Source organism: Variovorax sp. GW823-FHT04F07 (genome assembly GCF_058795995.1).
This window is the reverse complement of the sequence record NZ_JBXAIG010000005.1, coordinates 162,913-176,778: the sequence shown is the minus strand read 5'-3', so window position 1 is coordinate 176,778 and position 13,866 is coordinate 162,913. Positions and strand designations below refer to the sequence as shown.

16 protein-coding genes are annotated in these 13,866 nt (G+C 69.4%); 9 read left to right on the top strand and 7 right to left on the bottom strand.

What is annotated here, in order from left to right:
* Positions 1–29 precede the first annotated feature (29 nt).
* The 6 genes from AC1RAA_RS22665 to AC1RAA_RS22640 all read right to left on the bottom strand — a co-directional run bounded on the left by AC1RAA_RS22665 (position 30) and on the right by AC1RAA_RS22640 (position 4,300).
* Positions 30–815, bottom strand: coding sequence for a DUF3025 domain-containing protein (locus AC1RAA_RS22665; protein ID WP_492731760.1), 786 nt, complete (start codon positions 813–815; stop codon positions 30–32).
* Positions 791–1,609 (bottom strand): NYN domain-containing protein, encoded by an 819-nt coding sequence (locus AC1RAA_RS22660; protein ID WP_062478583.1) that lies wholly within the window; start codon positions 1,607–1,609, stop codon positions 791–793. Before AC1RAA_RS22660 ends, AC1RAA_RS22665 begins: the two co-directional genes overlap by 25 nt.
* Positions 1,606–2,637 carry a dihydroorotase gene (gene pyrC, locus AC1RAA_RS22655; RefSeq protein ID WP_070060172.1) on the bottom strand — a complete coding sequence of 344 codons (1,032 nt, stop codon included), beginning with the start codon at positions 2,635–2,637 and terminating at the stop codon, positions 1,606–1,608. The genes AC1RAA_RS22660 and pyrC overlap by 4 nt, the downstream gene beginning before the upstream one ends.
* A gap of 36 nt (positions 2,638–2,673) precedes the next feature.
* Positions 2,674–3,195: an RNA polymerase sigma factor gene (locus tag AC1RAA_RS22650; protein WP_492731758.1), complete on the bottom strand. Its 522-nt coding sequence runs from the start codon at positions 3,193–3,195 to the stop codon at positions 2,674–2,676.
* 3 nt (positions 3,196–3,198) lie between these two features.
* A complete protein-coding gene (locus AC1RAA_RS22645; protein WP_095743567.1) occupies positions 3,199–3,408 on the bottom strand; it encodes a YgaP family membrane protein in 210 nt (69 codons plus the stop codon).
* 148 nt (positions 3,409–3,556) lie between these two features.
* The gene (locus tag AC1RAA_RS22640; protein WP_492731756.1) at positions 3,557–4,300 is read right to left on the bottom strand and encodes a peptidoglycan-binding protein; all 744 of its coding nucleotides are present in this window, start codon (positions 4,298–4,300) and stop codon (positions 3,557–3,559) included.
* 176 nt (positions 4,301–4,476) lie between these two features.
* Here AC1RAA_RS22640 and AC1RAA_RS22635 point away from each other — a divergent pair, with 176 nt between their 5' ends.
* Genes AC1RAA_RS22635 through AC1RAA_RS22620 form a run of 4 tightly spaced genes read left to right on the top strand, consistent with a single transcriptional unit; the run spans position 4,477 to position 6,207 of the window.
* Positions 4,477–4,815, top strand: a complete 339-nt coding sequence (locus tag AC1RAA_RS22635; protein WP_070060176.1) for a Rieske (2Fe-2S) protein — start codon at positions 4,477–4,479, stop codon at positions 4,813–4,815.
* Between the two features lie 47 nt (positions 4,816–4,862).
* Positions 4,863–5,105, top strand: coding sequence for a hypothetical protein (locus tag AC1RAA_RS22630; protein WP_492731754.1), 243 nt, complete (start codon positions 4,863–4,865; stop codon positions 5,103–5,105).
* A gap of 28 nt (positions 5,106–5,133) precedes the next feature.
* A complete protein-coding gene (locus AC1RAA_RS22625; protein WP_492740634.1) occupies positions 5,134–5,694 on the top strand; it encodes a DUF4124 domain-containing protein in 561 nt (186 codons plus the stop codon).
* A gap of 12 nt (positions 5,695–5,706) precedes the next feature.
* A complete protein-coding gene (locus AC1RAA_RS22620) occupies positions 5,707–6,207 on the top strand; it encodes a hypothetical protein (RefSeq protein WP_492731750.1) in 501 nt (166 codons plus the stop codon).
* A gap of 13 nt (positions 6,208–6,220) precedes the next feature.
* On the opposite strand, the gene AC1RAA_RS22615 is transcribed toward AC1RAA_RS22620, so the two are convergent.
* Complete coding sequence (locus tag AC1RAA_RS22615) at positions 6,221–7,114, bottom strand: LysR family transcriptional regulator (protein ID WP_492731748.1); 894 nt, start codon at positions 7,112–7,114, stop codon at positions 6,221–6,223.
* A gap of 157 nt (positions 7,115–7,271) precedes the next feature.
* Between AC1RAA_RS22615 and AC1RAA_RS22610 the strand changes: the two genes are divergently transcribed.
* From AC1RAA_RS22610 to AC1RAA_RS22590, 5 genes are read left to right on the top strand one after another with little or no spacing between them, the layout of a single operon-like run.
* Positions 7,272–9,407 (top strand): 3-hydroxyacyl-CoA dehydrogenase NAD-binding domain-containing protein, encoded by a 2,136-nt coding sequence (locus AC1RAA_RS22610; protein WP_492731746.1) that lies wholly within the window; start codon positions 7,272–7,274, stop codon positions 9,405–9,407.
* Between the two features lie 32 nt (positions 9,408–9,439).
* On the top strand, positions 9,440–10,630 hold the full coding sequence (locus AC1RAA_RS22605; RefSeq protein ID WP_062478557.1) for an acetyl-CoA C-acyltransferase: 1,191 nt from the start codon (positions 9,440–9,442) through the stop codon (positions 10,628–10,630).
* Positions 10,631–10,648: 18 nt separating this feature from the next.
* Positions 10,649–11,857 carry an acyl-CoA dehydrogenase family protein gene (locus AC1RAA_RS22600; protein WP_492731744.1) on the top strand — a complete coding sequence of 403 codons (1,209 nt, stop codon included), beginning with the start codon at positions 10,649–10,651 and terminating at the stop codon, positions 11,855–11,857.
* Between the two features lie 11 nt (positions 11,858–11,868).
* The gene (locus AC1RAA_RS22595; RefSeq protein ID WP_492731742.1) at positions 11,869–13,011 is read left to right on the top strand and encodes an acyl-CoA dehydrogenase family protein; all 1,143 of its coding nucleotides are present in this window, start codon (positions 11,869–11,871) and stop codon (positions 13,009–13,011) included.
* Positions 13,008–13,823 carry an oxepin-CoA hydrolase, alternative type gene (locus AC1RAA_RS22590; RefSeq protein WP_492731740.1) on the top strand — a complete coding sequence of 272 codons (816 nt, stop codon included), beginning with the start codon at positions 13,008–13,010 and terminating at the stop codon, positions 13,821–13,823. Before AC1RAA_RS22595 ends, AC1RAA_RS22590 begins: the two co-directional genes overlap by 4 nt.
* The last annotated feature ends 43 nt before the right edge of the window (positions 13,824–13,866 follow it).

Genomic DNA, 13,866 nt, shown 5'->3' with positions numbered 1-13,866 from the left:
CTCCCGAACCCGTGCGTACTGGCGTGGCTTCAGCCTGCCGACGAGCCCGGCAACGGTCGAAAGACCTGCGGGTCGGCGTAGAACGAAGCCGCGTCATTCTCGATGCACCAACCGGGCACGCCGAGCACCGGCAGGGGAACGAAAGGCTTGGCTTCGAGCCTTTTCGCACCGATGCTTCGGGCGATTGCCGCATCGTTGAGAGCGGCGGCGCCGGTCGCACGGTGCGTGAGCAGCACATGCGCGGTGATCGGCTTGCGCGGCGTCACCAGTTTTTCAAGCAGCGCATGACCGAAGAGCAACAGGCGCGCCTCATGCCACAGGCTGCGCCGCGTGACGAACAACGCCTGCCAGTCGCGCGCCACCAGCGCCTCCCACAGCGCAGGCGGTGCATCGAGCACGGCCCCGTTCTCGTCGAACAACGTGAGCGCATCGCGCAGCGGCCCGCGCGTGGCGCCGACGCCGGCGCGTGCGATCTCGGTGGCCTGCAGCTCGTTGAGCCGGCGCTTGGTTTCAGGGAAAGCCAGCCAGACCAGGCCGTTGAAGAAGTCGTGCAAGTTGTCGCGCGTGGGCACGGTGCGCGTGCGGAAGATGTGGGCCTCGTAGGCCTGGCCCTCGGGCAGCGCGTCCTGCGTGACGAAGTCGGGCACGGCGGGTGGCCTGGCCGCCTGCAGCGCGGCGGCGACGGTGCCGGTCTGTGCGACGGCCCGCGCCACGGCTTCGCCGGGATCACGGTAAGGGGCCAGCCAGGGTGCGGCCCAATCGATGGCCGCGACCGCCGGCAGGCCCGGGCTCAAGGCGCGGGCGCCCCCGTCCATCGGATGCGATCGGGGTGCTGCATCACCGCGAACTCGCCCGTGAGCTTGTCGAAGAGCTTGAGCGAGCTGCCGCTCTTGCTGAGCAGGCCGGCGGTGCGCAGGGCCTTGGCCACGTCGTTCAGCGGCACGTCGGTGCCGCGGCGCAGCGCGGGCACGGCCTGCAGGATGAACTCGGCGGCTTCGGAGATTTCGGGCTGCTGCGGCGGTGGCGGTGCCACCGGCTTGGCCGTCTTTGCCGCCGTCTTGCGCGCGGTCTTGGCCGCAGCCTTCTTCGCGGGGGCGGTCTTCGCGGCCGGCGTCTTCTTCGCAGCCGCCACCTTCTTGGCCGGCGCGGTGCGCACGGCCGGCTTGATGCCGTGGTGCGCGAGGTCGATGAAGCTGTCGTAGACGCCGACGGTCTCTTCGCCGGTCTTGCCCTGCTGGCCGATGCCGCAGACGCGGCAGCCCTTTTCGCGCAGGCGGATCACCAGCGGCGCGAAGTCGGAGTCGGACGACACCAGCACCACCACGTCGGGCCGCTCGGCGATCACGAGGTCGATGGCGTCGACGGCCAGCGCGATGTCGGTGCTGTTCTTGCCCGCCGACAGGTTCACCATGGGCCGCACCGACAGCCGCTTGAACAGCGCCTGGCGGTTCACGGCCATCTCGGCGTTGCAGTAGGCGCGGCGCACGTGGATGGCGCCGTAGTCCTCCATCGTGCGCTGCACGGCCTGCTCGATCACGTCGGCCGAGACGTTGTCGGCGTCGATCAGCAGCATCACGCGCAGCGACGACAGGGGCACCGGCGCCGTCATGCGAGCTTCCAGTTCACCGTCTCGCCACCGCGCAGCGGCTTGAGCGTGGCTTCGCCGTAGGGCACGGTCTCGGGCAAGGTCCAGGTTTCGCGCTTGAGCGTGATGGTGTCGGTGTGGCGCGGCAGGTCGTAGAAGTCGGGGCCGTGGAAGCTGGCGAAACCTTCGAGCTTGTCGAGCGCGTTCACGCTGTCGAAGGCCTCGGCGTACAGCTCGATGGCAGTGAGCGCGGTGTAGCAGCCGGCGCAGCCCAGTGCGTGCTCCTTCAGGTGCGCGGGGTGCGGCGCGCTGTCGGTGCCCAGGAAGAAGCGGTCGCTGCCGCTGGTGGCGGCCTCGACGAGCGCCACGCGGTGCGTTTCGCGCTTGAGCACGGGCAGGCAGTAGTAGTGCGGGCGGATGCCGCCGGTGAAGATGGCGTTGCGGTTGTACAGCAGGTGGTGCGCCGTGATGGTGGCGGCCGTGAAGCGGTCGGCGTCGCGCACGTAGTGGGCGCCTTCCTTGGTGGTGAGGTGCTCGAACACCACCTTGAGTTCGGGGAAGTCGCGGCGCAGCGGGATCATCACGCGGTCGACGAACACGGCTTCGCGGTCGAACAGGTCGATGGCCGGGTCGGTCACTTCGCCGTGCACCAGCAGCAGCAGGCCGTGCTTCTGCATGGCCTCGAGCGTCTTGTAGGTCTTGCGGATGTCGGTCACGCCGGCATCGCTGTTGGTGGTGGCGCCGGCCGGGTAGAGCTTGAGCGCGCGCACGCCGGCTTCGGCGGCCAGCGCGATTTCTTCGGGCGGCAGCTTGTCGGTCAGGTAGAGCGACATCACGGGCTCGAAGGACGTGCCCGCGGGCACGGCGGCGCGGATGCGGTCGCGGTAGGCCACGGCCTGGGCGGCGGTGGTCACGGGCGGACGCAGGTTCGGCATGATCAGCGCGCGGCCGAACTGGCGGGCGCTGTGGGGCACGACGGCTTCGAGGGCGGCGCCATCGCGCACGTGCAGGTGCCAGTCGTCTGGGCGGGTGATCGTGAGGGTGTCTGTCATGGCGGGGGGATTGTCGCATCGCCCCCGCGGCGGCCCCTACCCCAGCAGGTACTCCCGCACCAGCAGGCGCGCCCGGTGCAGCCGGCTCTTCACGGCGCCCGGCGGCTCGCCCAGGCGCTCGGCGATCTCGGCGATGGTGAGTTCCTCGAAGTCGCGCAGCAGCACGACCTCGCGGTAGTGCGCCGGCAGCGATTCGAGCGCGTGGGCCAGGTCGATGCGCAGCGCGTGGTCGCTGCGGGCCGCGAGCTGGCGCTCGACGGTGTCTTCGTCGAGCGGGTCGTGGCGGAACATCGCGCGCTGCAGGCGCAGGCATTCGCGCCGGATGACGGTGAACAGCCACGACGAGAACGCCGCGGCCGCCTGCAGCCCGCGCACGCGGCGCGCGACCACCAGCAGCGATTCCTGCACGGCGTCGTCCACGTCGCTGGCCTGGCAGTGCCGGCGGGCGTAGCGGCGCGCGTCGGCCTGGCAGGCGGCGAGCAGGCCCTCGAGGGCGACGGGGTCGCCGGTCTGCGCGGCCAGGATCAGGCAGGTGCGGTCGATCGCTGCGGTGGCCATGGGTCAGCGGCCCTTGTCGAGGGTGCGCCCGACCATCGCGCACATCGGGCAGAAGCCGACCAGCCCGGTGAGGGCCAGCATCGCGCCCATGAGGCCGACCGCGACGGCCATGGCGTCCGCCGGCCAGTTCATGGCGGCGAAGGCGAGGCCGGCGAGGCCCAGGGCGATGCGCAGGGCGCGTTCCCAGCCGGGAACATTCTTGACGTAAAGCATGGTGGTTTCCTTCGATCCGTGACGTGTGAATGCGGGGGAACAGAACGCCCCTCCCGCATGGAAAGAGGCGGCCACCCGCCGAAACGGTTCGCGGAAAACCAGGATTTTTTCATGCGCCGGTGCCAACAGCCACCGCAGCCAGGCGCCACTACCGCTGGAACACCCCGCAGATGCGGTCGGCCACGGCCTGCATCCAGCGCACATGGCTGGTCGAGCTGCGCGCGCCCCGGCCCGGCGGCCAGGGGTCGAACAGGCGCAGCGTGGTGCCGCCCCCGCCGGGGTCGTTGTCGCCGCGGATGCCCGCGAGCACGACCATGTGGCCCGGCTGGCCGGCGGGCGCGCCGCCCTTGGCGCCCCAGCGCAGGTCGAACATCAGCGGGCCGGCGTGCAGCGCGGTGCGCAGCGCGGCGACGGTCCACGGGCCGTGGGGCCGCAGCGTGAGGCCGTGCGCGGCGGCGAAGCGGCGGTTGTCGTCGTCGTCATCGTCGCTGCCCTGCGCATGGCGGTCGCTGTCCACGCGGCGGCGCAAGGCGCCGTCGGCGCCCATCAGCTCCGAGGGCGTGCGCGCGACCACGGTCTGCACGGTGGCGCGCGTGAGCATCGCGGTGGCCGCCGCCCAGCACAGCGCGGGCGCGGGCTGCGGGATCAGCGCCACGGGGTGCAGCAGGGGAGCGTGGTTTTCGTTGTCGAAGGCCACGTTGCGGGTGCAGGGGCCGGCTTCGCCGTCTTCGCACAGCCAGTGCGCGGCCTGCAAGCGCAGCACGGCCGCCCGGGTGACGGGGCCGTAGTCGCCGTCGGGCGCGAGGCCGGGGCTGGGCTGCAATTTGCGGTTCAGGGCCTCCTGCAGGCGACGGACATCGGCCCCGCGCCAGCCCTGTTTCAGCGTGCTCATCGGTGGGAATCCCCCTTGAGACAAGGATGCACGGACGAAGGAAAGCGAGCGGATGCATTGTGAAAACGGCACGCCCCTGCGTCTATTGGTCGGATGACATAGCCGGAACATGTGATGCCACGGAGGTTTCCCCCCGGGCGGCAGCCCCGCGGCGGACCTTGGTAGGCTCGCCCCCCATGACCGCGCCCGCCCCGACCGCCCAGCCCATCGCCACCGAACTCGCCGACGGCGGCCTTGCGGCCCTGTTCACCGCGCCCGGCGGCGCGCCGGCCTTCGCGGTGCGCTGGCAGGGCGCCGTGCACGGCTACCTGAACCAGTGCCCGCACGCCGGCGGCCCGCTCGATTTCGAAGGGCAGATCCTCGAAAGCTCCGGGCGCTACCTGATGTGCGCGCGGCACGGCGCGATCTTCGAGCCCGACACCGGGCGCTGCGTGGGCGGCCCCTGCCGCGGCGCGCGCCTCACGCCGCTGGCGCTGCGCGAGGCGGCGGACGGCAGCGTGTGGCTGGCCGACTGACGCCGCCAAGCGGCTACAGTCGCGACCTCTTCTTTCCGCCCTGCCCCATGCGCCGATTCGCTGCTTTCTCCGCCCTCGTTCCGGCCCTGCTCATCGGCGCGGGCTGCGTCTCGCGACCCGCGCCGCGCGTCACCTTCCTGGCCGACGGCGTGTTCAAGTCGCCCACGGCGCAGGACGCCGAGAACTACTGCCGCAACTTCGGCGCGCCGATGCGCTTTTTGAGCAGCACGCTGTCGGAAGTGCCAGCGCAGGGCGTGCCGGCGGGCGAAGTCGTCTACCGCTGCGACTGACAGCAAAACAGGAAGCCCCATGCCATCGATGAAGCCGATCGTCCTGCTCCCCCTGCTGCTCTTGTCGCTGCCGGCTGCCGCTGTCTTCAAGTGCCAATCGCCGGACGGGAAAGTCGCGTTCCAGGAAACGCCCTGCGCCAACGCGGAAAAGCAAAGTGACGTGCGGACCTTCGCCGCACCGTCGCCATCGCCTGCCACTGCGCAGGACATGCGATCGCCGGCGGACCGCAGCGCGATCAATGTCGCCATCCTCCAGGGCCATCCTGTGCGCGGGATGACTTTGAAGGAACTGCAGTCGGCCATGGGCGCCCCCACGCGCATCAACACCGGCGACTACCCGGGCGGTTTCACCGAGCAGCGCATCTACGAACGCGACAACGGCACGTTCTACGTCTACACGGAGAGCGGCGTCGTGCGCTCGATCCAGACCTCCGCGGCCATGGCGCGCGCTCCCTCGCAGCAGGCGCGCGCCTGCCCTTCCGAGTTCGACATCAAGAACGAAGAGGTCTCCGCCAACAGCATCAGCCTGACCGAGCCGCAGCGCCGCGACAAGCAGAGGAAGATCGCCGACATGCGGGCCTGCCGCTGAGCCACCTCCTCAATGTTCTCGTTCTTCCGCAAGACGCCGATCAGGCTTCATCTCGGCGAAGTTCGGGTCACGCCGCGCAAGGATTTCCTTCGCCATCTGGAGGCCGGTTTCTTCGGCGGGAGAAAGCCGGACGACAGCTGGGTCACCGTGCTGGCGCAGGTGTTCGACTATCCCCCGGCCACCGGCACGGCGGTGCCGGGTGACGACGACTTCGCGGTCGACATCGCCATCGAGGAACACCGCCATGGCGGTTTGACGGATGTTTCCGGCTTTCCCATCGGCTGGCGCCCCAAGGTCAGCCTAGGCGCTCGGATCTATCACATGAAAAGCGGCAAGCAGCGCGCCGTGATCCGGGCCGTCGAATGCATGAGCTGGGACGAATTCTTCGCGCTCTCCGGCCGCTGGAAGGTGCAACTCGGCCTCGGAAATCCGGCCGACAAGCAGCGGTTGCGCGAACTGGTGCAGGCTGCCGGCCGCACCTTGAAGGCAAAGGTCGAAAACGCCGTCTCGTGAATCCGCGCCCGGCTCATTCCTCCGGCCGCACCCGCGCCAGGATGAAATCGATGAACGTCCGGATCGCCCGCGTGTGCTGGCGGTTCGGCATGTAGAGCATGAACATCTGGGTGCCGAAGATCGACAGGCGCCAGTCGTCCAGCGTGGTCACCACGTCGCCGCGGCGCACGTCTTCCTGCACCACGTAGTCGGGCACGAGGCCCACGCCCAGGCCCGCGAGGATGGCCTGGCGCAGGAACAAAAAGTTTTCCGAGATCAGCGTCGGCTCCAGGATCACCTCGCGCCGCGTCTCACCCTGGTAGGCCGAGATGCGCAGCTGCCGACCGATGACGGCGGCCGTGACCACCGGCGTGGCGCGCAGTGCGTCCAGCTGCACGGGCAGCGGGTGGCGCTCGGCGTACGCGCGCGTGGCGCAGGCCACGTAACGCACCGGGCCCATCTCGCGCGCCACGAGGTTCTGCGGCGGCTCGGGAATCACGCGGATGGCGATGTCGACCTCGTCGCGCAGCAGGTCTTCGATGCGATTCTCGAACACCACGTCGAGCACGATGCCGGGGTACTGGCGCTTGAAGTCGATGAGCCAGTCGGCCATCACGAGCTGGCCGTAGCCGCTGGGCACGCTCAGGCGCACGCGGCCCTGCAGGCCCTCGCCCAGCGCGGTGACCGACTCGCGCGCCGCCAGCAGCTCGCCCTGGATGGCCACGCCGTGCTGGTACAGCCGCAGGCCGATCTCGGTGGGCTCGGCGCGCCGGGTGGTGCGCCGGATCAGCTGCGCGCCCACCGAGCGCTCCAGCTGGTTCAGGTGGTAGCTGACGTTGGCGCGGGTCATCTTGAGCCGGCGCGCCGCCGCGCTCAGGTTGCCCGCGTCAAGGATTTCCACCAGCAGGGTGAGCGATTGCAGGTCCATGGGCGGATTGTGTCAAAAATTCTTTGACAGTCTGTCAACCACCTATGCAATTGTCAAAGCAGCGATGCCGGCCAAGAATGCAGGGCTCCCCAGAGCCCCGGACCCCTCGAGACTTCACGAGGGCCTGCCACGCAAGCAAGAGACAAGCGACACGCACATGGCCACCCCCACTCCCAGCCCTTCCACGTCCAACGGTCCCGTCACCTTCCAGCGTCAAGGCGACGTGTGCGTGGTGACCATCGACAACCCGCCCGTCAACGCCCTGGGCGTGGACGTGCGCCGCGGCCTGGCCGCCGCCATCGATGCGGCCGAGGCCGACAGCGGCGCCAAGGCGGTGCTGATCGTCGGCGCGGGCCGCAACTTCATCGCCGGCGCGGACATCCGCGAGTTCGGCCAGGCGCCGCAGCAGCCCTCGCTGCCCGAGGTCTGCCTGAAGATCGAGAACTGCAGCAAGCCGGTGGTCGCCGCCATTCACGGCGCTGCGCTCGGCGGCGGGCTGGAAATTGCGCTGTCGGCGCACTACCGCCTCGCCGCGCCCACCGCCAAGCTGGGCCTGCCCGAAGTGGCGCTGGGCCTGCTGCCCGGCTCGGGCGGCACGCAGCGCGCGCCGCGCCTGATCGGCGTGAAGCCCGCGCTCGAACTGATGCTCAGCGGCCGCCATGCGGGCGCCAAGGAAGCGCTGTCGCTCGGCCTCGTCGACCGCCTCGGCGCCGAAGCCGATGCCCGCGCCGAAGGCCTCGCCTACGCGCAGGAACTGGTCGCCGCCAACGCCCCCGTGCGCCGCACGCGCGAAGCCGCCGGCCTGGCCGACACCGACGCCGCCCGCGCCGCCCTCGAGGCCGCGCGCGCCGACACCGCCAAGAAGAGCCGCGGCCTGTTCTCGCCGATGAAGATCGTCGAAGCGGTCGAAGGCGCGCTCACGCTGCCCTTCGACGAAGGCATGGCGCTGGAACGCAAGCTGTTCCTGCAGTGCATCGACAGCCCGCAGCGCGCCGGCCTGATCCACGCCTTCTTCGCCGAGCGCGAAGTGCTGAAGGCGCCCGAGACCCGCTCGGCCAGCCCGCGCCCGCTCACCTCGGCCGGCATCGTGGGCGGCGGCACCATGGGCGCGGGCATTGCCGTGGCCATGTTGGATGCGGGCCTGCCCGTGACCATGGTCGAGCGCGACGAGCCCAGCCTGGCGCGCGGCCGTGCGCACGTCGAGAAGGTGTACGACGGCCTCATCGCCAAGGGCCGCATGACGCCCGAAGCCAAGGCCGCCGTCATGGCGCGCTTCTCGGGCTCGACCAGCTACGACGCCTTCGCCAACGTCGACATCGTGGTCGAGGCCGTGTTCGAAGAGATGGGCGTCAAGAAGGCCGTGTTCGCCGAACTCGACCGCGTGTGCAAGAAGGGCGCCGTGCTCGCCACCAACACCTCGTACCTGGACATCGACGAGATTGCCGCCAGCATCTCGCGCCCGCAGGACGTGGTGGGCCTGCACTTCTTCTCGCCCGCCAACATCATGAAGCTGCTGGAGATCGTGGTGCCCGCCAAGGTGAGCGCCGACGTGGTCGCCACCGGTTTCGAACTGGCCAAGAAGCTCAAGAAGGTACCCGTGCGCGCCGGCGTGTGCGACGGCTTCATCGGCAACCGCATCCTGGCCGTGTACCGCCAGGCCGCCGACCACATGATGGAAGACGGCGCCTCGCCCTACGACATCGACGCGGCCGTGCGCAACTTCGGCTACCCGATGGGCCCGTTCCAGGTGTCCGACCTGGCCGGCGGCGACATCGGCTGGGCCACGCGCAAGCGCAAGGCCGCCACGCGCGACCCGCAGGCGCGCTACGTGCAGGTGGCCGACCGCATCTGCGAGCGCGGCTGGTTCGGCCAGAAGACGCAGCGCGGCTACTACCTGTACCCCGAAGGCGCGCGCACCGGCGTGCCCGACCCCGAGGTGCTGGCCATCATCGACGCCGAGCGCGTGCGCGCCGGCATCACGCCGCGCAAATTCACCGAAGAAGAAATCATGCGCCGCTACATGGCCGCGATGGTCAACGAAGGCGCCAATGTCGTGCTCCAGCGCATCGCGCTGCGTCCGCTCGACGTGGACGTGACCTTCCTCTATGGCTACGGCTTCCCGCGCCACCGCGGCGGCCCCATGAAGTACGCCGACACCGTGGGCCTGCCCAAGGTGCTCGCCGACATCCGCGAGTTCGCCAAGGAAGACCCGATCTTCTGGAAGCCGTCGCCGCTGCTCGTGGAGCTGGTGGAACGCGGCGCCGATTTCGCCAGCCTGAATCAATCCGAGTAACCGTTAGAGCCCACCGTCCAGGAGACAACCCCATGCGTGAAGCCGTCATCGTTTCTACCGCCCGCACCCCGCTCACCAAGGCGCACCGCGGCGAATTCAACATCACCTCCGGCGCCACGCTGGCCTCGTTCGCGGTGAAGGCCGCGGTCGAGCGCTCGGGCCTGGACCCGGCCCTGATCGAGGACGCGATCCTCGGCTGCGGCTACCCCGAAGGCACCACCGGCCGCAACATCGCGCGCCAGTCGATCATCCGCTCGGGCCTGCCGATCAGCATCGCCGGCACCACCGTGAACCGCTTCTGCGCCTCGGGCCTGCAGGCCATCGCCATGGCTGCCGGGCGCATCGTGGTGGACGGCGCGCCGGCCATGATCGCGGGCGGCGTGGAAAGCATCTCGCAGATCCGTGGCCGCAGCCCCGGCGACGGCGGCGACCTCAGCCTGGACCCGTGGATCGTCGAGCACAAGCCCGAGCTGTACATGGCGATGATCGACACCGCCGACATCGTCGCCAAGCGCTACAACATCAGCCGCGAAGCACAAGACCGCTTCTCCGCCGAGAGCCAGCGCAAGACCGAAGAAGCACAACTGGCCGGCCGCTACAAGGACGAGATCGTGGCCTGCACCACCACGATGGCCGTGACCGACAAGGAGACCAAGGAAGTCACCCACCGCGAAGTCACCGCCACGGAAGACAACTGCAACCGCCGCGGCACCACCTACGAGGCGCTGGCCAAGCTCAAGCCCGTGATGGGCGACGACAAGTTCATCACCGCCGGCAACGCCTCGCAGCTGTCCGACGGCGCTTCGGCCTGCGTGATGATGGAAGCCAAGGACGCCGAACGCGCCAACCTGAAGCCGCTGGGCGCGTTCCGCGGCCTGGCGCTGGCCGGCTGCGAGCCCGACGAGATGGGCATCGGCCCGGTCTTCGCCGTGCCCAAGCTGCTGGCGCGCCACGGCCTGAAGGTGCAGGACATCGACCTGTGGGAACTCAACGAAGCCTTCGCCTCGCAGTCGATCTACTGCCAGGAGAAGCTGGGCATTCCGTCGGAACGCCTGAACGTGAACGGCGGCGCGATCTCCATCGGCCACCCCTTCGGCATGACCGGCGCGCGCCTCACGGGCCACGTGCTGCTCGAAGGCAAGCGCCGCGGCGCCAAGTACGCCGTGGTCACGATGTGCATCGCCGGCGGCATGGGCGCCGCGGGCCTGTTCGAAATTTACTGATTCATTGAGGAGTCCGCGATGGACCTGAACTTCACGACCGAAGAAGAAGCCTTCCGCAGCGAAGTGCGCACCTTCCTGGCGAACAAGCTGCCCGCGCGGCTGTCCGACAAGGTGCGCAGCGGCAAGATCCTGGAAAAGGCCGACATGCAGGAATGGCACGCCATCCTGAATGAACGCGGCTGGCTCGCCAACCACTGGCCCGAGCAGTACGGCGGCCCCGGCTGGACGGCGGTCGAGAAGTTCATCTTCGAGAACGAATGCGCGCTGGCCTTCGCGCCGCGCATCGTGCCCTTCGGCGTCAACATGCTGGGCCCGGTGCTCATCAAGTACGGCAACGAAGCGCAAAAGAGCTACTGGCTGCCGCGCATCCTGAGCGGTGCCGACTGGTGGTGCCAGGGCTACTCCGAACCCGGCGCCGGCTCCGACCTGGCCGCGGTGAAGACCACGGCCGTGCGCGGCATCGACGCGCAGGGCGACCACTACATCGTCAACGGCCAGAAGACCTGGACCACGCTGGGCCAGCACGCCAACATGATCTTCTGCCTGGTGCGCACCAACCGCGAGGCGAAGAAGCAGGAAGGCATCAGCTTCCTGCTGGTCGACATGACCTCGCCCGGCGTGGAAGTGCGCCCGATCATCACGCTGGACGGCGAGCACGAAGTCAACGAGGTGTTCTTCTCCGACGTGCGCGTGCCCGCCGAGAACCTCGTGGGCGAAGAGAACAAGGGCTGGACCTGCGCCAAGTACCTGCTGACCTACGAGCGCACCAACATCGCGGGCGTGGGCTTCTCGGTGGCCGCGCTCGAACAGCTCAAGGGCATCGCCGCCTCGCAGACCAAGAACGGCAAGCCGCTCGCCGAAGACCCGGCCTTTGCCGCGCGCCTGGCGCGTGTCGAGATCGACCTGGAGAACATGAAGACCACCAACCTGCGCGTGATCGCGGCGGTGGCCGGCGGCGGCGTGCCCGGTGCGGAAAGCTCGATGCTGAAGATTCGCGGCACCGAAATCCGCCAGGAAATCTCGTCGCTCGCGCGCCGTGCCATGGGCGTGTACGGCCGCCCCTTCGTCGCCGAAGCGCTGCAAGACGGCTTCACCGGCGAGACCTTCGGCCCGGCCTATGCCAAGGCTGCCGCGTCGCGCTACTTCAACAACCGCAAGCTGTCGATCTTCGGCGGCTCGAACGAAATCCAGAAGAACATCATCAGCAAGATGATCCTGGGCCTGTAAGGAGAGACGCAATGAACTTCGAACACACCGAAGACCGGCGCATGCTCGCCGACAGCCTGAACCGCTTCATCGCCGAGCAGTACGCCTTCGATGCGCGTGACCGCATCGCGAAGTCGGCGCACGGTTTCAGCAAGGAGATCTTCCAGAACTTCGCCGAGCTCGGCGTGATCGGCGCGCTGTTCAGCGAGGCCGACGGCGGCTTCGGCGGCAGCGGCTTCGACATCGCCGTGGTCTTCGAAGCGCTGGGCCGCGGCCTCGTGGTCGAGCCGCTGCTGGGCGCCGTGATGGTCGGCGAGGCGATCAGCGCCGCCGGCAGCGACGCGCAGAAAGAAAAGATCGGCGACATCGTCAACGGCGTGACCGTGGCGGCCTTTGCGCACGACGAAGCCGACACGCATTACGAACGCACGCGCGTGGCCACGAAGGCCGAGCGCCGTGGCGACGGCTGGGTGCTGCAGGGCGCCAAGGCCGTGGTGCCGCAAGGCGAGCAGGCTGACCTGTTCCTCGTGTCGGCCCGCACCTCGGGCAATGTGGACGACGAAGCCGGCATCTCGCTGTTCCTCGTGCCCGCCAAGACCGCCGGCCTCACCGTGCGCGGCTGCCCCGCCATCGACGGGGGCCGCGTGGCCGAACTCACGCTCGACGGCGTGACGCTCGGCGCCGACGCGCTGCTGGGCGCCGAAGGCCAGGGCGCCGCCACGCTGGAACGCGCCATCGGCCGCGGCGTGCTCGCGCTGTGCGCCGAAGCACTGGGCGCGATGGAAGCCGCCAAGACCGCCACGCTCGAGTACCTGCGCACGCGCAAGCAGTTCGGCATCCTCATCGGCAGCTTCCAGGCCCTGCAACATCGCATGGCCGACCTGCTGCTCGAGATCGAACAGGCCCGCTCGGCCGTGATCAACGCCGCCGCAGCCATCGACGGCAGCGACCGCGTGGCGCGCGAACGCGCGCTGTCGGCCGCCAAGTTCAGCATCGGCCGCATCGGCGCGCTGGTGGCCGAGGAAAGCATCCAGATGCACGGCGGCATCGGCATGACCTGGGAGCTGCCGCTGCCCCACTACGCCAAGCGCCTCGTGATGATCGACCACCAGCTCGGCGACGAAGACCACCACCTGCAGCGCTACATCGCTCTGGGCAAAGAGGTCGCAGCATGACGGACAAGACCGTCCTCATCTCGCAGGAAGGCGCCGTCCGCATCCTGACCAACAGCAACCCGGCCGCGCGCAACGCGATCACGCCGACGCTGTACGCCGAGCTGTCGGTCGCGCTCACGGACGCGCAGAACGACCCCGAGGTGGGCGCCATCGTCTTCACCGGCGCGGGCGACTTCTTCTGCTCGGGCGGCGACCTGAACCTGCTGGCCAAGCGCCGCGAACTGCCCGAGGCCGAACGCCGCGAGAAGCTCGAAGGCCTGCACGACCTGATCCGCGCGATCCGCGACTGCGGCAAGCCCGTGATCGCGGCGGTCGAGGGCGGCGCGGCCGGCGCGGGCCTGTCGATGGCGCTGGCCTGCGACATGCTGGTGTCCGCGCGCGATGCGTTCTACACGGTGGCCTACGTCAAGGTCGGCCTCACGCCCGACGGCGGCGCCACGGCCTTCCTTGCGGAGTTCGTCTCGCGCCAGCTGCTCACCGAGCTGTGCCTCACCGGCGACCGCCTCACGGCCGAGCGCCTGCACGCGATGGGCGCGGTGAACCGCCTGACCGACAAGGGCGGCGCGCTGGCCGAGGCCATCGCACTCGCCGCCAAGGTGGCCAACGGCCCGCAGCGCGCCAGCGCACGCATCAAGACGCTGTGCCGCCAGGCCCATCGTGCAACGCTCGAGGAACAACTCGAGGCCGAAGCGGTCTACATGGTGGCGTCGCAGGCCGATGCCGAAGCCGCCGAAGGCATCGGCGCCTTCCTCGGCAAGCGCAAGGCCGACTTTGTCGCGTTGCGCCACGCACCCCAGCCCGACGCGTCCTGACGCGCTGAGCCCTTCCCCGCGTGCGGATGCGGGGTCTTTCGTT

What these genes read in the sequence shown, in the direction of transcription:
- AC1RAA_RS22665 (WP_492731760.1), bottom strand. Translation starts at nt 815, where the DNA reads ATGGACGGGGGCGCCCGCGCCTTGAGCCCGGGCCTGCCGGCGGTCGCG.
- AC1RAA_RS22660 (WP_062478583.1), bottom strand. Translation starts at nt 1,609, where the DNA reads ATGACGGCGCCGGTGCCCCTGTCGTCGCTGCGCGTGATGCTGCTGATC.
- pyrC (WP_070060172.1), bottom strand. Translation starts at nt 2,637, where the DNA reads ATGACAGACACCCTCACGATCACCCGCCCAGACGACTGGCACCTGCAC.
- AC1RAA_RS22650 (WP_492731758.1), bottom strand. Translation starts at nt 3,195, where the DNA reads ATGGCCACCGCAGCGATCGACCGCACCTGCCTGATCCTGGCCGCGCAG.
- AC1RAA_RS22645 (WP_095743567.1), bottom strand. Translation starts at nt 3,408, where the DNA reads ATGCTTTACGTCAAGAATGTTCCCGGCTGGGAACGCGCCCTGCGCATC.
- AC1RAA_RS22640 (WP_492731756.1), bottom strand. Translation starts at nt 4,300, where the DNA reads ATGAGCACGCTGAAACAGGGCTGGCGCGGGGCCGATGTCCGTCGCCTG.
- AC1RAA_RS22635 (WP_070060176.1), top strand. Translation starts at nt 4,477, where the DNA reads ATGACCGCGCCCGCCCCGACCGCCCAGCCCATCGCCACCGAACTCGCC.
- AC1RAA_RS22630 (WP_492731754.1), top strand. Translation starts at nt 4,863, where the DNA reads ATGCGCCGATTCGCTGCTTTCTCCGCCCTCGTTCCGGCCCTGCTCATC.
- AC1RAA_RS22625 (WP_492740634.1), top strand. Translation starts at nt 5,134, where the DNA reads ATGAAGCCGATCGTCCTGCTCCCCCTGCTGCTCTTGTCGCTGCCGGCT.
- AC1RAA_RS22620 (WP_492731750.1), top strand. Translation starts at nt 5,707, where the DNA reads ATGTTCTCGTTCTTCCGCAAGACGCCGATCAGGCTTCATCTCGGCGAA.
- AC1RAA_RS22615 (WP_492731748.1), bottom strand. Translation starts at nt 7,114, where the DNA reads ATGGACCTGCAATCGCTCACCCTGCTGGTGGAAATCCTTGACGCGGGC.
- AC1RAA_RS22610 (WP_492731746.1), top strand. Translation starts at nt 7,272, where the DNA reads ATGGCCACCCCCACTCCCAGCCCTTCCACGTCCAACGGTCCCGTCACC.
- AC1RAA_RS22605 (WP_062478557.1), top strand. Translation starts at nt 9,440, where the DNA reads ATGCGTGAAGCCGTCATCGTTTCTACCGCCCGCACCCCGCTCACCAAG.
- AC1RAA_RS22600 (WP_492731744.1), top strand. Translation starts at nt 10,649, where the DNA reads ATGGACCTGAACTTCACGACCGAAGAAGAAGCCTTCCGCAGCGAAGTG.
- AC1RAA_RS22595 (WP_492731742.1), top strand. Translation starts at nt 11,869, where the DNA reads ATGAACTTCGAACACACCGAAGACCGGCGCATGCTCGCCGACAGCCTG.
- AC1RAA_RS22590 (WP_492731740.1), top strand. Translation starts at nt 13,008, where the DNA reads ATGACGGACAAGACCGTCCTCATCTCGCAGGAAGGCGCCGTCCGCATC.